The sequence below is a fragment of the Streptomyces sp. NPDC034085 genome (assembly GCF_055575555.1).
Genome location: NZ_JBVISL010000004.1, coordinates 1 through 15,288, shown reverse-complemented (window position 1 = coordinate 15,288; position 15,288 = coordinate 1). Strand labels below are relative to the sequence as shown.

Below are 15,288 nucleotides of genomic sequence, written 5' to 3'. Positions count from 1 at the left end.
TGCCGGAAATAGCCGGGACGGCTAGCCGAAACACTGCGTGAACACATGTCGTATAAACTCCGCAAACGAGGCAGAGAGTTGGCGCGCGGCCATTGCCCCAAAGCCCACCTCTGACCCCAGAATGCGACTGCTCCGTCCGCCCTTTCCCCCGTACCACCGGTCTCCCAAGTGAGAGGCGACCCACCATGCCGCTGCATGTCCCCCCGGCTCCCGCGCCCGCCCTGCGCAGCGTCCTCGCGGCACTCGGTTCCCCCACCGCCGTCCACGAGGCGCACACCCCCGCCCTGCGCTCGTTCCAGGGGCCCCTGACCGCCGAACTCCCGCTTCCGGTGCACGTGCTCGACCGGCTCGGTGTGTCCGGCCACGCGCCCGGCGGCCGCCCGCCCCGTACGTGGCTCACCGGCTGGCGGTTCCTGATCCGCGGCGGCGACCGCTTCGTCGCGGCGGCCGACACCCGCCTCACCCCGGACGGCTGGGCCTTCTCCCACTTCTTCGAGGGCCCCTACGTGGCCGCCACGGAACGCGCCCTGCGCCAGGCGGAGTCGCTGGGCAAGAGCTACCAGCCCCGGCTGCTGTCCGTACCGGAGCTGTACATGCTGACCCTGTGGCTGCACGGGGCGGTCGGCGCCGACGCGGCCGCCGGCCTGCCCGCCGCCGCGGACCTGCTGGTACCGCTGGCCCCGGCCCCGCCCGGGATCGCCCCCTACCGGCCGTACCCGGTCTCGGAGCTGCTGCCCGTGCTGACCCACCGGCTGACCCCGGCGGCCCCACCCGCCCCGCCCACGCTCGCGGCCCCCGCGGCTTGACCCGGGTGACCCATTCGGCCTAGTCCGCTCGGGTCAATGCGAACCACCCGAAATGACAGGGGAGTTGGCCTGAACCGCCCGCACGGGTGATGCGTCCTCATTCCAAGAGGACAGCTGCCGGGAAATACCTGCGAAGCAGCCGTCCTGGGGGAACACTGAGGACATCCTCCCCGCAGGTGCGGGGACGACACAGGGGGACGGCCATGAATCACGCATCGAGCCGTAGCGAACAGACCACACCGCAGCGAAAGAACCCATCCATGTGCCAGCACCAGCCTGCCTGCCCGTCATCAGAATCCGCCGACCGGGAGGCCGCGCGCCCGGTGGCCAACCATCCGGAACAGGGCTGGAGCCTGCTGTGCAACGGCGTCCTGCTCTTCGAGGACACCGGTGAGCTGCTGCCGGACGGCCAGATCATCGCCCCGCACCGCCCGCTCGCGGTGGCCTAGGAGCAGGCACCGCGGACGGTGAAGGGGCCGGTCCCGGAGCGCGATGCTCCGGAACCGGCCCCTTCACCGTGTCACCGGCCCCTCGGCGGGCGGGCCCGGGGCGCCCCGGGCCCGCCCGCCGGCGGCTCAGTTGTCGTACTCATCCAGCGGCGGGCAGGAGCAGACGAGGTTGCGGTCGCCGAAGGCCCCGTCGATCCGGCGCACCGGCGGCCAGTACTTCTCGGCGGCCGAGACGCCGCCCGGGAAGACGGCCTCGTCGCGGCTGTACGGGTGGTTCCACTCGCCGCCCAGGGCCGCGGCCGTGTGCGGGGCGTTGGCCAGCGGGTTGTCGTCCGCCGGCCACTCGCCGCCCGCGACGCGCTCGACCTCGGCGCGGATGGCGATCATCGCGTCGCAGAAGCGGTCGATCTCGGCGAGGTCCTCGGACTCCGTCGGCTCGATCATCAGCGTGCCGGCCACCGGGAAGGACATGGTCGGCGCGTGGAAGCCGTAGTCGATCAGGCGCTTGGCGATGTCGTCCACGCTCACGCCCGTCGCCTTCGACAGCGGACGCAGGTCGATGATGCACTCGTGCGCGACCAGGTTGCCCGGGCCGGTGTAGAGCACCGGGTAGTGCGGCTCCAGGCGCTTGGCGATGTAGTTGGCGCCGAGCACCGCCACCTGGGTGGCGCGCTTGAGGCCCTCGCCGCCCATCAGGCGCACGTACGACCAGGAGATCGGCAGGATGCCCGCCGAGCCCCACGGCGCGGCCGAGATCGGGCCGACGCCCGTCTCCGGGCCGGCGGTCGCCTGGAGCGGGTGGTTCGGCAGGTACGGGGCCAGGTGGGCCCGGACGCCGACCGGGCCGACGCCCGGGCCGCCGCCGCCGTGCGGGATGCAGAAGGTCTTGTGCAGGTTCAGGTGCGAGACGTCGCCGCCGAAGTGTCCCGGCTTGGCCAGGCCCACCAGGGCGTTCAGGTTGGCGCCGTCCACGTAGACCTGGCCGCCGGCCTCGTGCACCTGCGCGCAGATGTCGGCGACGTGCTCCTCGAACACACCGTGCGTCGACGGGTAGGTGATCATGAGCACGGAGAGCTCGTCGCGGTACTGCTCGATCTTGGCGCGCAGGTCGTCGGCGTCCACCTCGCCGTCGTCGGCGGTCTTGACGACGACGACCTTCATGCCGGCCATCACGGCGCTGGCGGCGTTGGTGCCGTGCGCGGAGGACGGGATGAGGCAGATGGTGCGCTGCTCGTCACCGTTCGCGCGGTGGTAGGCGCGCACCGCCAGCAGGCCGGCGAGCTCGCCCTGGGAGCCGGCGTTCGGCTGGAGGGAGACCTTGTCGTAGCCGGTGACCTCGCAGAGACGTTCCTCCAGCTCGGTGATGAGCGTGGCGTAGCCCTGGGCCTGCTCGATCGGCGCGAAGGGGTGCAGCTGGCCGAACTCGGGCCAGGTGACCGGCTCCATCTCGGTGGTCGCGTTGAGCTTCATCGTGCAGGAGCCGAGCGGGATCATGCCGCGGTCCAGCGCGTAGTCCTTGTCGGAGAGCTTGCGCAGGTAGCGCAGCATCGCCGTCTCGGAGCGGTGCTGGTGGAAGACCGGGTGGGTCAGGTACGCGTCCGAGCGCAGCAGGGCCTCGGGCAGCGCGTCGGCGGTGGCCTCGTCCAGGGCCTCGATGTCGGCCGTGACGCCGAAGGCGGCCCAGACGGCTTCGAGGTCGGCGCGGCGGGTGGTCTCGTCGCAGGAGAGCGAGACGTGGTCGGCGTCGGCCTGGTGGAGGTTGACGCCGTTCTCACGGGCGGCGGCGACGACCTCGGCGGCCTTGCCGGGCACCCGGGCGGTGAGCGTGTCGAAGAAGGAGCCGTGCACCAGCTCGACCCCGCCGGCCGTCAGGCCCGCGGCGAGCAGCGCTGCGTAGCGGTGGGTGCGGCGGGCGATCGTGCGCAGGCCGTCCGGGCCGTGGTAGACGGCGTACATGCCGGCCATGACGGCGAGCAGCACCTGCGCGGTGCAGATGTTGCTGGTGGCCTTCTCGCGGCGGATGTGCTGCTCGCGGGTCTGGAGGGCCAGGCGGTAGGCCTTGTTGCCGTCCGCGTCCACGGAGACGCCGACGAGGCGGCCGGGCAGCGAGCGGGCGTGCTTGGCCTGGACGGCCATGTAGCCGGCGTGCGGGCCGCCGAAGCCCATCGGGACGCCGAAGCGCTGGGTGGTGCCGACGGCGATGTCCGCGCCCAGCTCGCCCGGGGAGGTCAGGAGGGTCAGCGCGAGCAAGTCGGCGGAGACGGTGACGATCGCGCCGAGCTCGTGCGCCTGGTCGATGACCGGCTTGATCGCGCGGACGGCGCCGGAGGCGCCCGGGTACTGGAGCAGCACGCCGAAGACACCGCGCTCGGCGATCTCGGCCGGGATGCCCTCGGACAGGTCCGCGACGACGACCTCGACGCCCGTGGGCTCGGCGCGGGTCTCGATCACGGCGATGGTCTGCGGCAGCGCGTCGGCGTCGACGAGGAAGACCCCGCCCTTGACCTTGCCCACGCGGCGGGCCAGGGACATGGCCTCGGCGGCCGCGGTGCCCTCGTCCAGCAGGGAGGCGCCCGAGGTCGGCAGACCGGTCAGGTCGGCGACGAGGGTCTGGAAGTTCAGCAGCGCCTCGAGGCGGCCCTGCGAGATCTCCGGCTGGTACGGCGTGTACGCGGTGTACCAGGCCGGGTTCTCCATGACGTTGCGCAGGATCACCGGCGGGGTGAAGGTGCCGTAGTAGCCCAGACCGATCATGGAGGACAGCACCTGGTTGCGGTCGGCGAGCGAGCGCAGCTCGGCCAGCACCTCGGCTTCGGTCCGCGCCTCGGGCAGGTTCAGCGCCTCGGCGGTCTTGATCACATCCGGTACCGCGGCGGCGGTGAGCTCGTCGAGGGAGCCGTAGCCCACCTGGGCGAGCATCTTGGCCTGCGCTTCGGCGTCCGGGCCGATGTGACGCTGCTCGAAGGGGATGCCCCGCTCGAGCTGGGAGAGCGGAATGCGGTTGGCGGTCATAACGGAGGCCTCCTGGTCGTATGACCTGCGAGGGGCACCACGGCGCGGGCACCCGGACGGCCTCCCCCTCTGTCATCTCAACCTGAGAGCTTCACCGGAGTCGCGGGGTTCGCCCGTGAGCTCCGGCTTTCACCGTCGGTGAGGGGAGGAGCCGGCACTGCGGGCCCGGCACCTGCCCCTGCTTTCCAGAGTGGCCTCGTCCGTGCGGTACGTATGCCTGAGAGATTCCGGGGAGGATTTGCTCCTTCGGCGCCTCCGTCGTACTCACTCGGAGGACTCTCCCGCACAGGGTCAACAGCCGTCACCCAGCCTACCAGCGAGGATCTCGACCCTCCCTCGAGTGGCCCCCTCTCCAAATATGCACTTTCGTAGTCATTACGCACGAGCTGTGCGCACTGCGACCGTACGGAGGGACCGTGCAGACCGACATCGATCCCCGCAGCCTGATCGGCCGCAAGGCGTTCGACCGCAACGGCGCCAAGATCGGCACCGTGGACGAGGTCTACCTCGACGACGCCACGGGCGTCCCGGAGTGGGCAGCCGTCCGGACCGGCCTCTTCGGACGCGACGCCTTCGTCCCCCTGGAACCCAGCGAGGTGGTGGACGACGCCCTGCGCGTGCCCTTCGACCGCTCCCTGATCAAGGACGCCCCCGACTTCGGGGTCGGCCGCCACCTCTCGCCCGAGCAGGAGCTCCAGCTCTACCACCACTACGGGCTGGACGTGGCGCTCCCCTCCGACTTCCAGCACCCCCGCCCCCAGGACACCGCCTAGCCGTCGCCGACGAGGGGCAGCGGATCGGAGGCCTCCAGGTCCGGGTCGTCCAGCCGGAAGGTACGGACCCGGCCGGGGGGCGATCCGGGCTGCTCGAACCGCACGGTCACCCGTCCGACCCCGCTGCCCTGCACCCACCCCGGCCCGTACACCGCGTGCCGTACGTCGCTCCCGGCCGCCCAGTGCCGTACGGGAGGCGCTTGCTCGGCCTCCGGGGCTGGCGGGGCCCCCTCCGGCGGCCCGGCGCTCCCGGCGGCCGCCGAGCCGCTCTCACCGGCCCCGGAAGGCTCCGGAGCCACCCCCTCCGCCTCTTCCCCGGCGGCGGCCAGCGCGTGGGCGAACAGGTCCTCCTGGGTGTAGTCCGCCAGCCCCGTCACCCCCACCCCCAGCAGCCGCACCCCGCCGGTGGTGTCCACGCCCTCCAGCAGCCGTGCGGCGGCCTCGCGCACCACCGCCGGGTCGTCGGTCGGCCCCCGCAGCGTCTCGGAGCGGGTCAGCGTCGAGAAGTCGTACCGGCGGACCTTCAGGACGATGGTCCGCCCCGAGTGCCCCGCCCCGCGCAGCCGGCCCACGCAGCGGTCGGCGAGCCGCTGCACCTCGTACCGGATCCGGACCCGGTCGTGCAGGTCCACGTCGAAGGTGTCCTCCACCGACACGGACTTCGCGTCCCGCTCGGCGACCACCGGGCGGTCGTCGAGCCCGAGTGCCATCCGGTACAGGCCCACCCCGTGTGCCCGGCCCACCATCCGCACCAGTTCGTCCTCGCCGGCCTCGGCCAGCTCCCCCACGGTGGTGATCCCGGCCCGCCGCAGGTGCTCCCCGGTGGCCGGCCCCACCCCGGGCAGGGTGCGCACCGACATGGGCGCCAGCAGCTCCCGCTCGGCCCCCGGCTCGATCAGCAGCAGCCCGTCGGGCTTGGCCTCCTCCGAGGCCACCTTGGCCAGCATCTTGGAGCCGGCCAGCCCCACCGAGCCGCTGAGCCCGGTGGCCGCCCTGATGTCCGCGCGCAGCCGCTCGCCGGTGGCGCGGGCGCCCGCCGCGTCGAAGGCCGCTCCGCCCGCCTCCAGGTCCACGAAGGCCTCGTCCAGGCTGAGCGGCTCGACCAGCGGCGACAGCTCCCGCAGCAGGCCCATGACGAGATCGCTGACCTCGCGGTAGAGGCTGAAGCGCGGGATCAGGTAGGCGCCGTTCGGGCAGAGCCGGCGGGCCTGGGCGGTCGGCATCGCCGAATGCACCCCGAACCGCCGGGCCTCGTAGGAGGCGGTGGCCACCACCCCGCGCGGGCCGAGGCCGCCGACGATCACGGCCTTCCCGCGCAGGCTGGGCTTCGACGCCTGTTCCACGGCGGCGTAGAAGGCATCCATGTCCAGGTGCAGGATGGTCGGTGCGGCTCTCACAGCACCGATGCTGCCCCATGCCACTGACAACGCCGTGGTGCCGGCGCGCCCGGCGGCGTCCGGGTCAGACGGCCCGGTTGCGCCGCGCGGCCAGCTCGTCGGCGGGATTGTGGCCGACCAGGGTCTCCCCCGTGTCCACGCGCTCCCCGTGCAGCTGGGAGAGCGCGTTCTCGACGTCGCGCCATACGACGCCCACCGCGATGCCGAAGACGCCCTGGCCGCCCTGGAGGAGGCTCACGACCTGGTCCGGCGAGGTGCACTCGTACACGGTGGCGCCGTCGCTCATCAGCGTCATGCGCTCGAGGTCGCGGAAGCCGCGGTCCCGCAGGTGCTGGACGGCGGTGCGGATGTTCTGGAGCGCCACCCCGGTGTCCAGGAAGCGCTTGACGATCTTGAGGACGACCACGTCGCGGAAGCTGTACAGGCGCTGGGTCCCCGACCCGTACGCGGGCCGGACGCTCGGCTCCACGAGCCCGGTGCGGGCCCAGTAGTCCAGCTGGCGGTACGTGATCCCGGCGGCCGCGCACGCCGTCGGCCCGCGGTAGCCGACCTCCTCGGGCGCCGGGCCCTCACCCACCGGCCCGACCGGCGGGCACGCCGGCTGACGGTGCGCGGCTCCCGCCGCGCCGCCGTGCAGCGGGTACGGCCCACCGTCGCTCCGCGCGGGGGTGCCCCCGGTCGTACCGTCGCCCGTGATCCTCACGCCGACCCTCCGTCCTTGACCTGCCACCTCGAAGGTAGGCAGTGACCAGGGGTGCGTCAACGATCGCCACACTCGGCACGCCGAGTGATAATCACCCTGAGAGTGGTTTCCCGTACCCCGCTGCCGGGAAAGGCTACTCGAATGGGCTGACAGTTCCCGGTGAGCCGCGCGGCCTTCGGCGGGACTACTGGGGGCCCGTTCCGAAGTCCTCGGGGGAGATCTGGTCGAGGAACTCGCGGAACTTCTCCACCTCGTCCTCCTGCTCGTCGGGAATCGCGATGCCGGCGTCGTCGAGGACGCCGTCACTGCCGTAGATCGGCGTTCCCGTCCGCAGGGCCAGCGCTATGGCGTCCGACGGCCTCGCGCTCACCTCGACTCCACTGGCGAAGACCAGTTCCGCGTAGAAGACGCCCTCCCGCAGATCCGTGATCCGGACCTCGGTGAGCTCCTCACCGACCGCCTCCAGCACGTCCTTGAACAGGTCGTGCGTCAGCGGCCGGGCAGGGGCCATGCCCTGCTGCGCGAAGGCAATGGCGGTCGCCTCCCCAGGACCGATCCAGATGGGGAGGTACCGGTCGCCTCCCACTTCACGCAGGAGCACGATCGGTTGGTTGGAGGGCATTTCCACCCGGACACCCACAACGTCGAGCTCGTTCACACAGCAACCCTAGGACGTGCTCGGCAGGTTTGGGTAGTCGGGGCTCCCCCGGACCCGTCGGATCAGTGCGGACGGACCCCGAGAGCGGCCCGGACCAGGGCCTCGTGGAGCCGTACGGACAGCCCTGCGAGCTCCTTCATCGTGGCTTCGGCGTGGGCCCGGGTCTGCGGGTTGCGGTGGCGGCGCAGCGGGGCCACGAGCTGCTCCACCAGACCGGCCTCCCGGTCCGCCGCAGCCTTCATGGCCCGCAGATGGCGGGGCTCGAGCCCGAACCGGCCCAGTTCCGCGATCAGCCGGGCCACGGTGACGGTCTCGGCGTCGAACCCGCCGCCGGGGGCCTCGGAGATGAGCCCGTACGACTCCCACTCCACGAGCTGGACCTCGTCCACCTCGGCGGCGGCGAGCAGCTCGGCCCGGCCGACCCGGGCCACCGTCGGCCGCTCCCCGCCCGGCTCCCCGCCGACCGTGGGGGCACCCGCGGGATCCACGGACTCCCCGTGCGCCGCGGGCCCGGGGATGCGGATCTGCTCACCGCGGTCGAGCGCGTCGAGCTGCTCCCGGATGACCTTCAGCGGCAGGTAGTGGTCGCGCTGCAGGCGCAGGATGCGCCCGAGCCGCTCCACGTCGTCCGTGCTGAACTTGCGGTATCCGGAAGGTGTGCGTCTGGGCTCGACGAGCCCCTCCGCCTCCAGGAAGCGGATCTTGGAAATCGTCACTTCGGGGAACTCGTCGCGCAGCATGGTCAGCACCATGCCGATGCTGACCAGCTGCCGGGACGGGCCGGCGGCGCCGTTCTTCGAGGCGCCGCCCGTCGGGGTACGCAGCATGGAACCTTCCCTGGGGTCCCCCCGGGGGTGTCCGGGGGTGGGGTGCCCCCCGGACGGTGTCCGAGGGGGTCAGGCGCCCCGCAGGCTCGCGTAGAAGCACAGCCGGTACTTGCCGATCTGCACCTCGTCGCCGTTGTGCAGGGCGACGGAGTCGATCGGCTCGCGGTTCACGTACGTGCCGTTGAGGCTGCCCACGTCGGAGACGGTGAAGCCGCCCTCCGGGCTCCGGCGGAATTCGACATGCAGGCGGGAGACGGTGATGTCGTCCAGGAAGATGTCGCTCTGCGGGTGCCGGCCCGCCGTGGTCAGTTCGCCGTCCAGCAGGAAGCGGCTGCCCGAGTTGGGTCCGCGCCGCACGATGAGCAGGGCGGAACCGGGGGGCAGCGCCTCCACCGCGGCCTGGGCCTCGGGGGACAGCGAGGACGGAGCGTGCTGGCCCGATCCCTCGGCCTCGTAGGCCTCCAGGCCCGAGATCGAGATGGTGGACGTGGTCTCCGAAGCGCGCTCCGGCGTCAGACCCGGCCGCAGCGGCGCCCCGCAGTTGGAGCAGAAACGGCTCGCCGCATCGCTGCGGTGCCCGCACCTGCCGCACGTCTGCTCGGCCGACATGGACGGCTCCTCGCGCCGCGGCTGCCCCGCGGAGGCACTGGTGGCATACGGGTCAGAGGCGTACCCTCCACCCGCACTTGAGGCTGATGGGTCACCGAAACCTATGCGTCCGGAACCAGCGGGGTCAACGGACGACGCGCCGCGCGCCCCCGCGTCACCCGGGCCGGCCACCTCGTCGCGGAAGAGGGGCCTGTCGCCCTGCCCTTCCGCTTCCGGCTGCCCCGCGCGGTGCCGTGCCGCACCGCTTTCCTCGTTCTTCTTCTTGCCGAACAACTTCTCAAACAACTTCACGGGCGATTCCCCTTGACCGAAACAGACCCGCCCGTGGGGCAGGACGAACTCTGCATGCACACACCTGCCGACCCGGACATTCTGACAACGTCCGTAACCACCAGACAGTTTCCACCACGCACGGCGACTTCCGTGCGTCGACCCCCCGCAGGCGTCGGCCCGCGTGAGCCTGTCCACGTCGCATCCCGCATCACGGCGATGACGACCGAGCGTAGTCAGGCTGCTTCGCAGCCCGCAAGGCGTCCACAACGATCTTCGCCGACCGTGTGACGGCGACCGTGGCCTGTTCCTTCTCCATGGTCTGCACGACACCGCCCGGGATGTTCAGCGCCGGCTCCAGATCCTGCGGTTTGCCGATCACCCTGAATTCATAGGGTTGTGTGATCTTCTTACCGTCGATGCCGACCCCGCCGCCCTCGTCCGAGAAGTACGACCCCGCCACGACACGCACACCGTTGATCTGGATCGCCTCGGCCCCGGCCGCCCGCAGCTCCTGGAGGGTGTCCAGCAGCTGGTCGGACCGCACCTGGCCCTTGGTGTCGGTGATCCGCAGCGTGATGCCCGGGCCCTGTGCTGCCACCGTACCCGCCAGGATGCCCAGTTGACGCTCCTTCTCCACCGTCTGCCGACGCGCCTCCTCGGCCTGGTTGGAGCTGCTCTGCAGCTCCTTGCGCTGGTCTTCCAGCCGCTGCTTCTCGTCCTCCAGGCGCTGGGTCCGCCCGTCCAGCTCGTCGAGGATGCGGACCAGGTCCTCCTGGCGGGCGCCGCGCAGCGGGGCGCTGGAGTCGCTGTTCGAGCGGACCTGGATCGCGAGGCCGAGGCCCAGGACGAACAGCAGCAGCGCGACGATCAGTTGGGCCCGGCTGAACCGCGGCGGCCACAGCCCGGCGGCCAGCCGCTGCCGGCCGGTCTCCTCCGGCCCGGCCGGGCCGGGCTCCTGCCGGGGCTCCTGCGGCCGGGGCGCGCCGGCCGGGGACCCGTGCTGCCCGGGGACCTCCGGCTCACCGGGCGGGGTGTTCTGCGTGCTCATCGGCCTCACGCCCGGAAGACGTGCCGGCGGATGGCCGCGGCGTTGGAGAAGATCCGGATGCCGAGGACGACGACCACGCCCGTCGACAGCTGGGAGCCGACGCCCAGCTTGTCGCCGAGGAAGACGATCAGCGCGGCGACTACCACGTTCGACAGGAACGACACCACGAAGACCTTGTCGACGAAGATGCCGTCCAGCATCGCGCGCAGGCCGCCGAACACCGCGTCGAGCGCGGCGACCACGGCGATCGGCAGATACGGCTCCACCACGGCCGGCACCTCGGGCCGGACCAGAAGCCCGGCCACCACTCCGGCCAAGAGGCCCAGTACCGCGATCACGATGCACCCTTCTTCGGCTCTTCTGCTGTGGCTGTGCGGACGGTCAGGCTCGACGCGGCCGGCAGCCGTACCTCGTCCATCGGGGTCAGGCTGTAGCGGATCCCGTAGCTCTCCTGGAGGACGTGCAGGTACTGCCCGTCGACGGAGTCCTGGAACGCGGTCCCGAGCCGTTTCCCGTCGCCCACCGCGAGGACCTCGTAGGGGGGCACCAGCGGCTTGTTGTCGACCAGTATCGCGTCGCCCGCGGCCCGGATCGCCGACAGCGCCGTCAGCCGCTGCCCGTTGATCGAGACGGCTTCCGCACCCGCCTGCCAGAGCCCGTTGACGATCCGCTGCATGTCCCGGTCGCGCACCCGGCCGGTGTTCGAGAACCCGGCGCTCTCGCGCGGGCCGCCACCGCCGCCCGACGAGGCGCCCTTGGCATCGTCCACCACCAGCTTGACGCCGGGACCGCGCACCTCGGTTGCACCCGCCAGCAGTTCCACCAGCCGGCCACGCTCTCCGACCTGCTGCTTCAGCGCGGCGCGCTGCCGGTCCGCGACCTCGGTGCGCAGCCGCTCCATGTCGCGCTCCAGCCCGTCCGCGTGATCACCGGCGCGCCGCACCCGGTCGATCAGCTCCTGGCGCTCCTTGGCCAGCACCGGCGCCGCCACCCGCGCCTGCGCCGCGCCGAGCGTGACGACCATGGCGGCGATCACCAGGCCGGCGGCGAGCGCCAGCTTGGCCTTGAGGGTGCGGGGCAGCCCCGCCGTACCGTCCGCCTCGCGCCGTGCCGCGGCTTCCGCATAGCCCTCGTCCAGGCTGTGGTCCATGACGTGGGTCAGCAGCGACATGGACGCGTCCGGGCGCGCCGGCGGTGTTGCCGAACTCCGGTTGGTGGGCGGCTGCGACATGCCGCACATCGTCGCATGTCGGCGCCGCCCACACCCAATGCGCTCGTCCGGCGGGCCGGGGCGGGTGGCTCCCCGCACCCGGCCCGCCGGAACCGCGTTCCCGGCTGACGCCCGCCGGTCAGTGCTGCCCGGCTCCGTCCACGACCGCGCCCCACTCGTCGAGCAGTGCCTGCGCCGAGGCGTCGTCGGGGCCCTCGGCCCACAGGTGGGTGACGGCCTCCGCCGGGTCCGGCAGGACCAGCGCCCACCGGCCGTCGGCCTCGACCACCCGCACGCCGTCGGTGGTGTCCACCTGACGGTCGCCGGCCGCCTCCACGACCCGCCGCATGACGAGCCCCTTCGCCGCCCAGGGGGTGGGCACGTCCCGCTTGAGCACGTGCGCGCGCGGGATGCGGGCGTCGATCTGGCTCAGGGTGAGCTGCGTCCGCGCCACCAGTCCGATCAGCTGCACGAAGGCCGCCGATCCGTCGAAGACGCTGCTGAACTCCGGGACGATGAAACCGCCCCGGCCGTCCCCGCCGAAGATCGTGGTCTCCTCGCGGCCGACCCGGGTCAGGTCGTCGGGCGAGGTCGTCGTCCACTCCACCTGGGTGCCGTGGTACGCCGCCACCTGCTCGGCGACGCGCGTCGTGGTCACCGGCAGGGCCACCCGGCCGCTGCGCTTCTCGGCGGCCACCAGGTCCAGGAGCACGAGCAGCGCCCGGTCGTCCTCGATGATCCGGCCCCGCTCGTCCACCAGGGAGATCCGCTCGCCCACCGGGTCGAACCGCACCCCGAAGGCCGCCCTGGCCGAGGCCACGATCTCGCCGAGCCGCACCAGCCCCGCCCGCCGGGACTCCCGGGTCTCGGTCGGCCTGGACTCGTCGAGACCGGGGTTGATCGTCAGCGCGTCGACACCGAGGCGGCCGAGGAGGCTCGGCAGCACGAGCCCCGCACTGCCGTTCGAGGCGTCCACGACCACCTTGAGTCCGGCATCGGCGATTCCGGTGGTGTCCACCCGGCGCAGCAGCGAGCCCGTGTACGAGTCGAATACGCTCGACGGGAACTGCAGGTCGCCGATCTCCCCGGGGAACGCACGCCGGTACTCCTGGCGTGCGTACACCCGGTCCAGCTTGCGCTGCTGGGCCTGGGAGAGGTCGGCTCCCCGCTCGTCGAGGAACATGATGTCCACCGAGTCCGGTACCCCGGGCGAGGTCCTGATCATGATCCCGCCGGCCGCGCCCCGGGCCGTCTGCTGACGCGCCACCGGCAGCGGCACGTTCTCCAGGTCGCGTACGTCGATGGCACTGGCCTGGAGCGCCGAGATCACCGCGCGCTTGAGCGCACGGGCACCTCTGGAGTGGTCACGGGACGTCGTGACGATGGCGCCCTTCTTCAGCATCGTCGCGTACGCGCCCGCGAGCTTCACCACCAGCTCGGGGGTGATCTCGACGTTCAGGATCCCGGAGACTCCCCGGGCGCCGAACAGGTGGGCCTGCCCGCGGGACTCCCAGATCACCGAGGTGTTGACGAAGGCGCCGGCCTCGATGGTCTTGAACGGGTACACCCGCACGTTGCCCTGGACGATGGATTCCTCACCGACCAGGCACTCGTCGCCGATGACGGCGCCGTCCTCGATGCGGGCGGCCCGCATGATGTCGGTGTTCTTGCCGATCACGCAGCCGCGCAGGTTGCTGTGCGGGCCGATGTACACGTTGTCGTGGACCACGGCCTTGTGGAGGAAGGCGCCGCTCTTCACGACGACGTTCGACCCGACGACCGTGTGCTCGCGGAGCTCCACCCCGGCCTCGATCTTGGCGTAGTCGCCGACGTACAGCGGACCGTGCAGCACGGCGTCAGGGCTGACCTCCGCCCCTTCGGCCACCCACACGCCGGGCGAGATCTCGAAGCCGTCCATGTCGACCTGGACCTTGCCCTCGAGCACGTCGGCCTGGGCCTTGACGTAGCTCTCGTGGGTGCCCACGTCCTCCCAGTAGCCCTCGGCGACGTAGCCGTAGATCGGCCGGCCTTCCTTCATCAGCTGCGGGAAGACGTCACCGGACCAGTCGACCGATACGTCGGGGTCGACGTAGTTGAAGATCTCCGGCTCCATCACGTAGATGCCGGTGTTGATGGTGTCCGAGAACACCTGCCCCCAGGTGGGCTTCTCGAGGAAGCGCTCGACCTTCCCTTCCTCGTCCACGATGGTGATGCCGAATTCCAGCGGGTTCGGCACCCGGGTCAGGCACACCGTGACAAGTGCGCCCTTCTCCTTGTGGAAATTGATGAGATCGGTGAGGTCGAAGTCGGTCAGCGCGTCGCCGGAGATGACGAGGAACGTGTCGTCCTTCAGGGCCTCCTCGGCGTTCTTCACGCTGCCGGCGGTGCCGAGAGGCTTCTCCTCGTTGGCGTAGGTGAGCTCCATTCCGAGCTCCTCGCCGTCACCGAAGTAGTTCTTGACGAGTGACGCCAGGAACTGCACCGTGACCACGGTCTCGCTGAGCCCATGCCGCTTGAGCAGCCTCAGCACGTGCTCCATGATCGGCCGGTTCGCCACCGGCAGGAGCGGCTTGGGCATGCTTGAGGTCATGGGGCGAAGCCGCGTACCTTCGCCACCGGCCATCACGACGGCCTTCATGTCGGAAGAGTCCTCCTAGAGAGATGACGGTCCAGCCGACGTCACCCTTCTCGGACGGATACTCCGCTACTCCTCCGCGTCAGTACCGGCGCCGAGTGAGCTCAATCGGCCGTGGCGTCCGCCTTCACCAGACGGCGGACTTGCACCACGTAAAGGATTCCTGCCCACCAATAGAGCGTTGTACCCCATCCCGCGAACGCCCATCCGAAAACGGACGCCATCCAGGCCAACCAGCCGGTTCCGTCACTGAGCAGCAGGAGGGGGAAGGCGTACATCAGGTTGAAGGTGGCCGCCTTGCCGAGGAAGTTCACCTGCGGCGGCGGATAGCCGTGCCGGCGCAGGATCCACACCATGACCAGCAGCATCGCCTCACGGGCCAGGAGAGCGGCGGTGACCCACAGGGGCAGGATCTCGCGCCAGGTCAGCCCGAAGAGCGTGGTCAGGACGTAGAGACGGTCCGCGGCGGGGTCCAGCAGCCGGCCCAGTTTGCTGATCTGATTCCAGCGGCGCGCGAGTTTTCCGTCGAGGTAGTCACTGATGCCGCTCAGCATGAGGACGGCCAGCGCCCAGCCGTCGTACTCCTCGAGGATCAGCCAGAGGAACAGCGGCACGCCGACGAGACGAGCCATGCTCAGGATGTTCGGAATGGTGAAAATTCGGTCAGTCTGAACCCGAGTCTCCTGGACCTCCACCCGGGGGCCTCCACTGTGACGCTAGAAACGGTCGAATCGATGCCCCCTGACCCTACAGGAGTCCCCCAACGGCTCCGTTGGGGCAGGGGCGGGTCCGGAACGCAGAAAAGCCCCGCACCAGAAGGTGCGGGGCTTTCCCACAATGATTGTTCGGCGGCGTCCTACTCTCCCACAGGGTCCCCCCTGCAGTACC

The 15,288-nt window shown here is 71.2% G+C and carries 14 protein-coding genes and 1 riboswitch; of the genes, 3 read left to right on the top strand and 11 right to left on the bottom strand.

Going from position 1 to position 15,288, the window contains the following annotated elements; all coding sequences use genetic code 11:
* Positions 1-185: 185 nt before the first annotated feature.
* Both ACZ501_RS14885 and ACZ501_RS14880 read left to right on the top strand, forming a co-directional pair.
* Positions 186-806, top strand: coding sequence for a hypothetical protein (locus tag ACZ501_RS14885; RefSeq protein ID WP_468795558.1), 621 nt, complete (start codon positions 186-188; stop codon positions 804-806).
* Between the two features lie 260 nt (positions 807-1,066).
* Positions 1,067-1,255, top strand: coding sequence for a DUF5999 family protein (locus tag ACZ501_RS14880; RefSeq protein WP_030236602.1), 189 nt, complete (start codon positions 1,067-1,069; stop codon positions 1,253-1,255).
* Positions 1,256-1,381: 126 nt separating this feature from the next.
* Here the strand turns inward: ACZ501_RS14880 and gcvP are convergent, their stop codons facing one another.
* Positions 1,382-4,267 (bottom strand): aminomethyl-transferring glycine dehydrogenase, encoded by a 2,886-nt coding sequence (gene gcvP / locus ACZ501_RS14875; protein WP_468795555.1) that lies wholly within the window; start codon positions 4,265-4,267, stop codon positions 1,382-1,384.
* A 195-nt stretch (positions 4,268-4,462) separates the two neighbouring features.
* Positions 4,463-4,561: riboswitch (glycine riboswitch) on the bottom strand.
* A 122-nt stretch (positions 4,562-4,683) separates the two neighbouring features.
* Between gcvP and ACZ501_RS14870 the strand changes: the two genes are divergently transcribed.
* A complete protein-coding gene (locus ACZ501_RS14870) occupies positions 4,684-5,040 on the top strand; it encodes a PRC-barrel domain-containing protein (protein WP_361609233.1) in 357 nt (118 codons plus the stop codon).
* Here ACZ501_RS14870 and ACZ501_RS14865 read toward each other — a convergent pair.
* The 10 genes from ACZ501_RS14865 to ACZ501_RS14820 form a co-directional block, all read right to left on the bottom strand.
* Entirely contained in the window at positions 5,037-6,437 is a 1,401-nt protein-coding gene (locus ACZ501_RS14865; RefSeq protein WP_468795552.1) for a DNA polymerase IV, read from the bottom strand. The two genes, ACZ501_RS14870 and ACZ501_RS14865, sit on opposite strands and share 4 nt — an antisense overlap.
* A gap of 64 nt (positions 6,438-6,501) precedes the next feature.
* Entirely contained in the window at positions 6,502-7,140 is a 639-nt protein-coding gene (locus ACZ501_RS14860; protein WP_361609229.1) for a MerR family transcriptional regulator, read from the bottom strand.
* 184 nt (positions 7,141-7,324) lie between these two features.
* The gene (locus ACZ501_RS14855) at positions 7,325-7,798 is read right to left on the bottom strand and encodes a bifunctional nuclease family protein (RefSeq protein WP_007262890.1); all 474 of its coding nucleotides are present in this window, start codon (positions 7,796-7,798) and stop codon (positions 7,325-7,327) included.
* A gap of 62 nt (positions 7,799-7,860) precedes the next feature.
* Positions 7,861-8,625 (bottom strand): transcriptional regulator FtsR, encoded by a 765-nt coding sequence (gene ftsR, locus ACZ501_RS14850; protein ID WP_468795548.1) that lies wholly within the window; start codon positions 8,623-8,625, stop codon positions 7,861-7,863.
* A gap of 69 nt (positions 8,626-8,694) precedes the next feature.
* Positions 8,695-9,585: an FHA domain-containing protein gene (locus ACZ501_RS14845; RefSeq protein ID WP_361609224.1), complete on the bottom strand. Its 891-nt coding sequence runs from the start codon at positions 9,583-9,585 to the stop codon at positions 8,695-8,697.
* A gap of 130 nt (positions 9,586-9,715) precedes the next feature.
* On the bottom strand, positions 9,716-10,555 hold the full coding sequence (locus tag ACZ501_RS14840) for a DUF881 domain-containing protein (protein WP_362466340.1): 840 nt from the start codon (positions 10,553-10,555) through the stop codon (positions 9,716-9,718).
* A gap of 5 nt (positions 10,556-10,560) precedes the next feature.
* The gene (locus ACZ501_RS14835; protein WP_030010496.1) at positions 10,561-10,893 is read right to left on the bottom strand and encodes a small basic family protein; all 333 of its coding nucleotides are present in this window, start codon (positions 10,891-10,893) and stop codon (positions 10,561-10,563) included.
* Positions 10,890-11,795 (bottom strand): DUF881 domain-containing protein, encoded by a 906-nt coding sequence (locus tag ACZ501_RS14830; protein WP_362466343.1) that lies wholly within the window; start codon positions 11,793-11,795, stop codon positions 10,890-10,892. The genes ACZ501_RS14835 and ACZ501_RS14830 overlap by 4 nt, the downstream gene beginning before the upstream one ends.
* A gap of 109 nt (positions 11,796-11,904) precedes the next feature.
* Positions 11,905-14,403 (bottom strand): mannose-1-phosphate guanyltransferase, encoded by a 2,499-nt coding sequence (locus ACZ501_RS14825; RefSeq protein ID WP_362466644.1) that lies wholly within the window; start codon positions 14,401-14,403, stop codon positions 11,905-11,907.
* Positions 14,404-14,504: 101 nt separating this feature from the next.
* On the bottom strand, positions 14,505-15,095 hold the full coding sequence (locus ACZ501_RS14820; protein WP_361611274.1) for a CDP-alcohol phosphatidyltransferase family protein: 591 nt from the start codon (positions 15,093-15,095) through the stop codon (positions 14,505-14,507).
* Between the last annotated feature and the right edge of the window lie 193 nt (positions 15,096-15,288).

Coding starts and splice junctions, on each gene's coding strand:
- ACZ501_RS14840 (WP_362466340.1), bottom strand. CDS start 10,555: ATGAGCACGCAGAACACCCCGCCCGGTGAGCCGGAGGTCCCCGGGCAG.
- ACZ501_RS14830 (WP_362466343.1), bottom strand. CDS start 11,795: ATGTGCGGCATGTCGCAGCCGCCCACCAACCGGAGTTCGGCAACACCG.
- gcvP (WP_468795555.1), bottom strand. CDS start 4,267: ATGACCGCCAACCGCATTCCGCTCTCCCAGCTCGAGCGGGGCATCCCC.
- ACZ501_RS14885 (WP_468795558.1), top strand. CDS start 186: ATGCCGCTGCATGTCCCCCCGGCTCCCGCGCCCGCCCTGCGCAGCGTC.
- ACZ501_RS14880 (WP_030236602.1), top strand. CDS start 1,067: ATGTGCCAGCACCAGCCTGCCTGCCCGTCATCAGAATCCGCCGACCGG.
- ftsR (WP_468795548.1), bottom strand. CDS start 8,625: ATGCTGCGTACCCCGACGGGCGGCGCCTCGAAGAACGGCGCCGCCGGC.
- ACZ501_RS14825 (WP_362466644.1), bottom strand. CDS start 14,403: ATGAAGGCCGTCGTGATGGCCGGTGGCGAAGGTACGCGGCTTCGCCCC.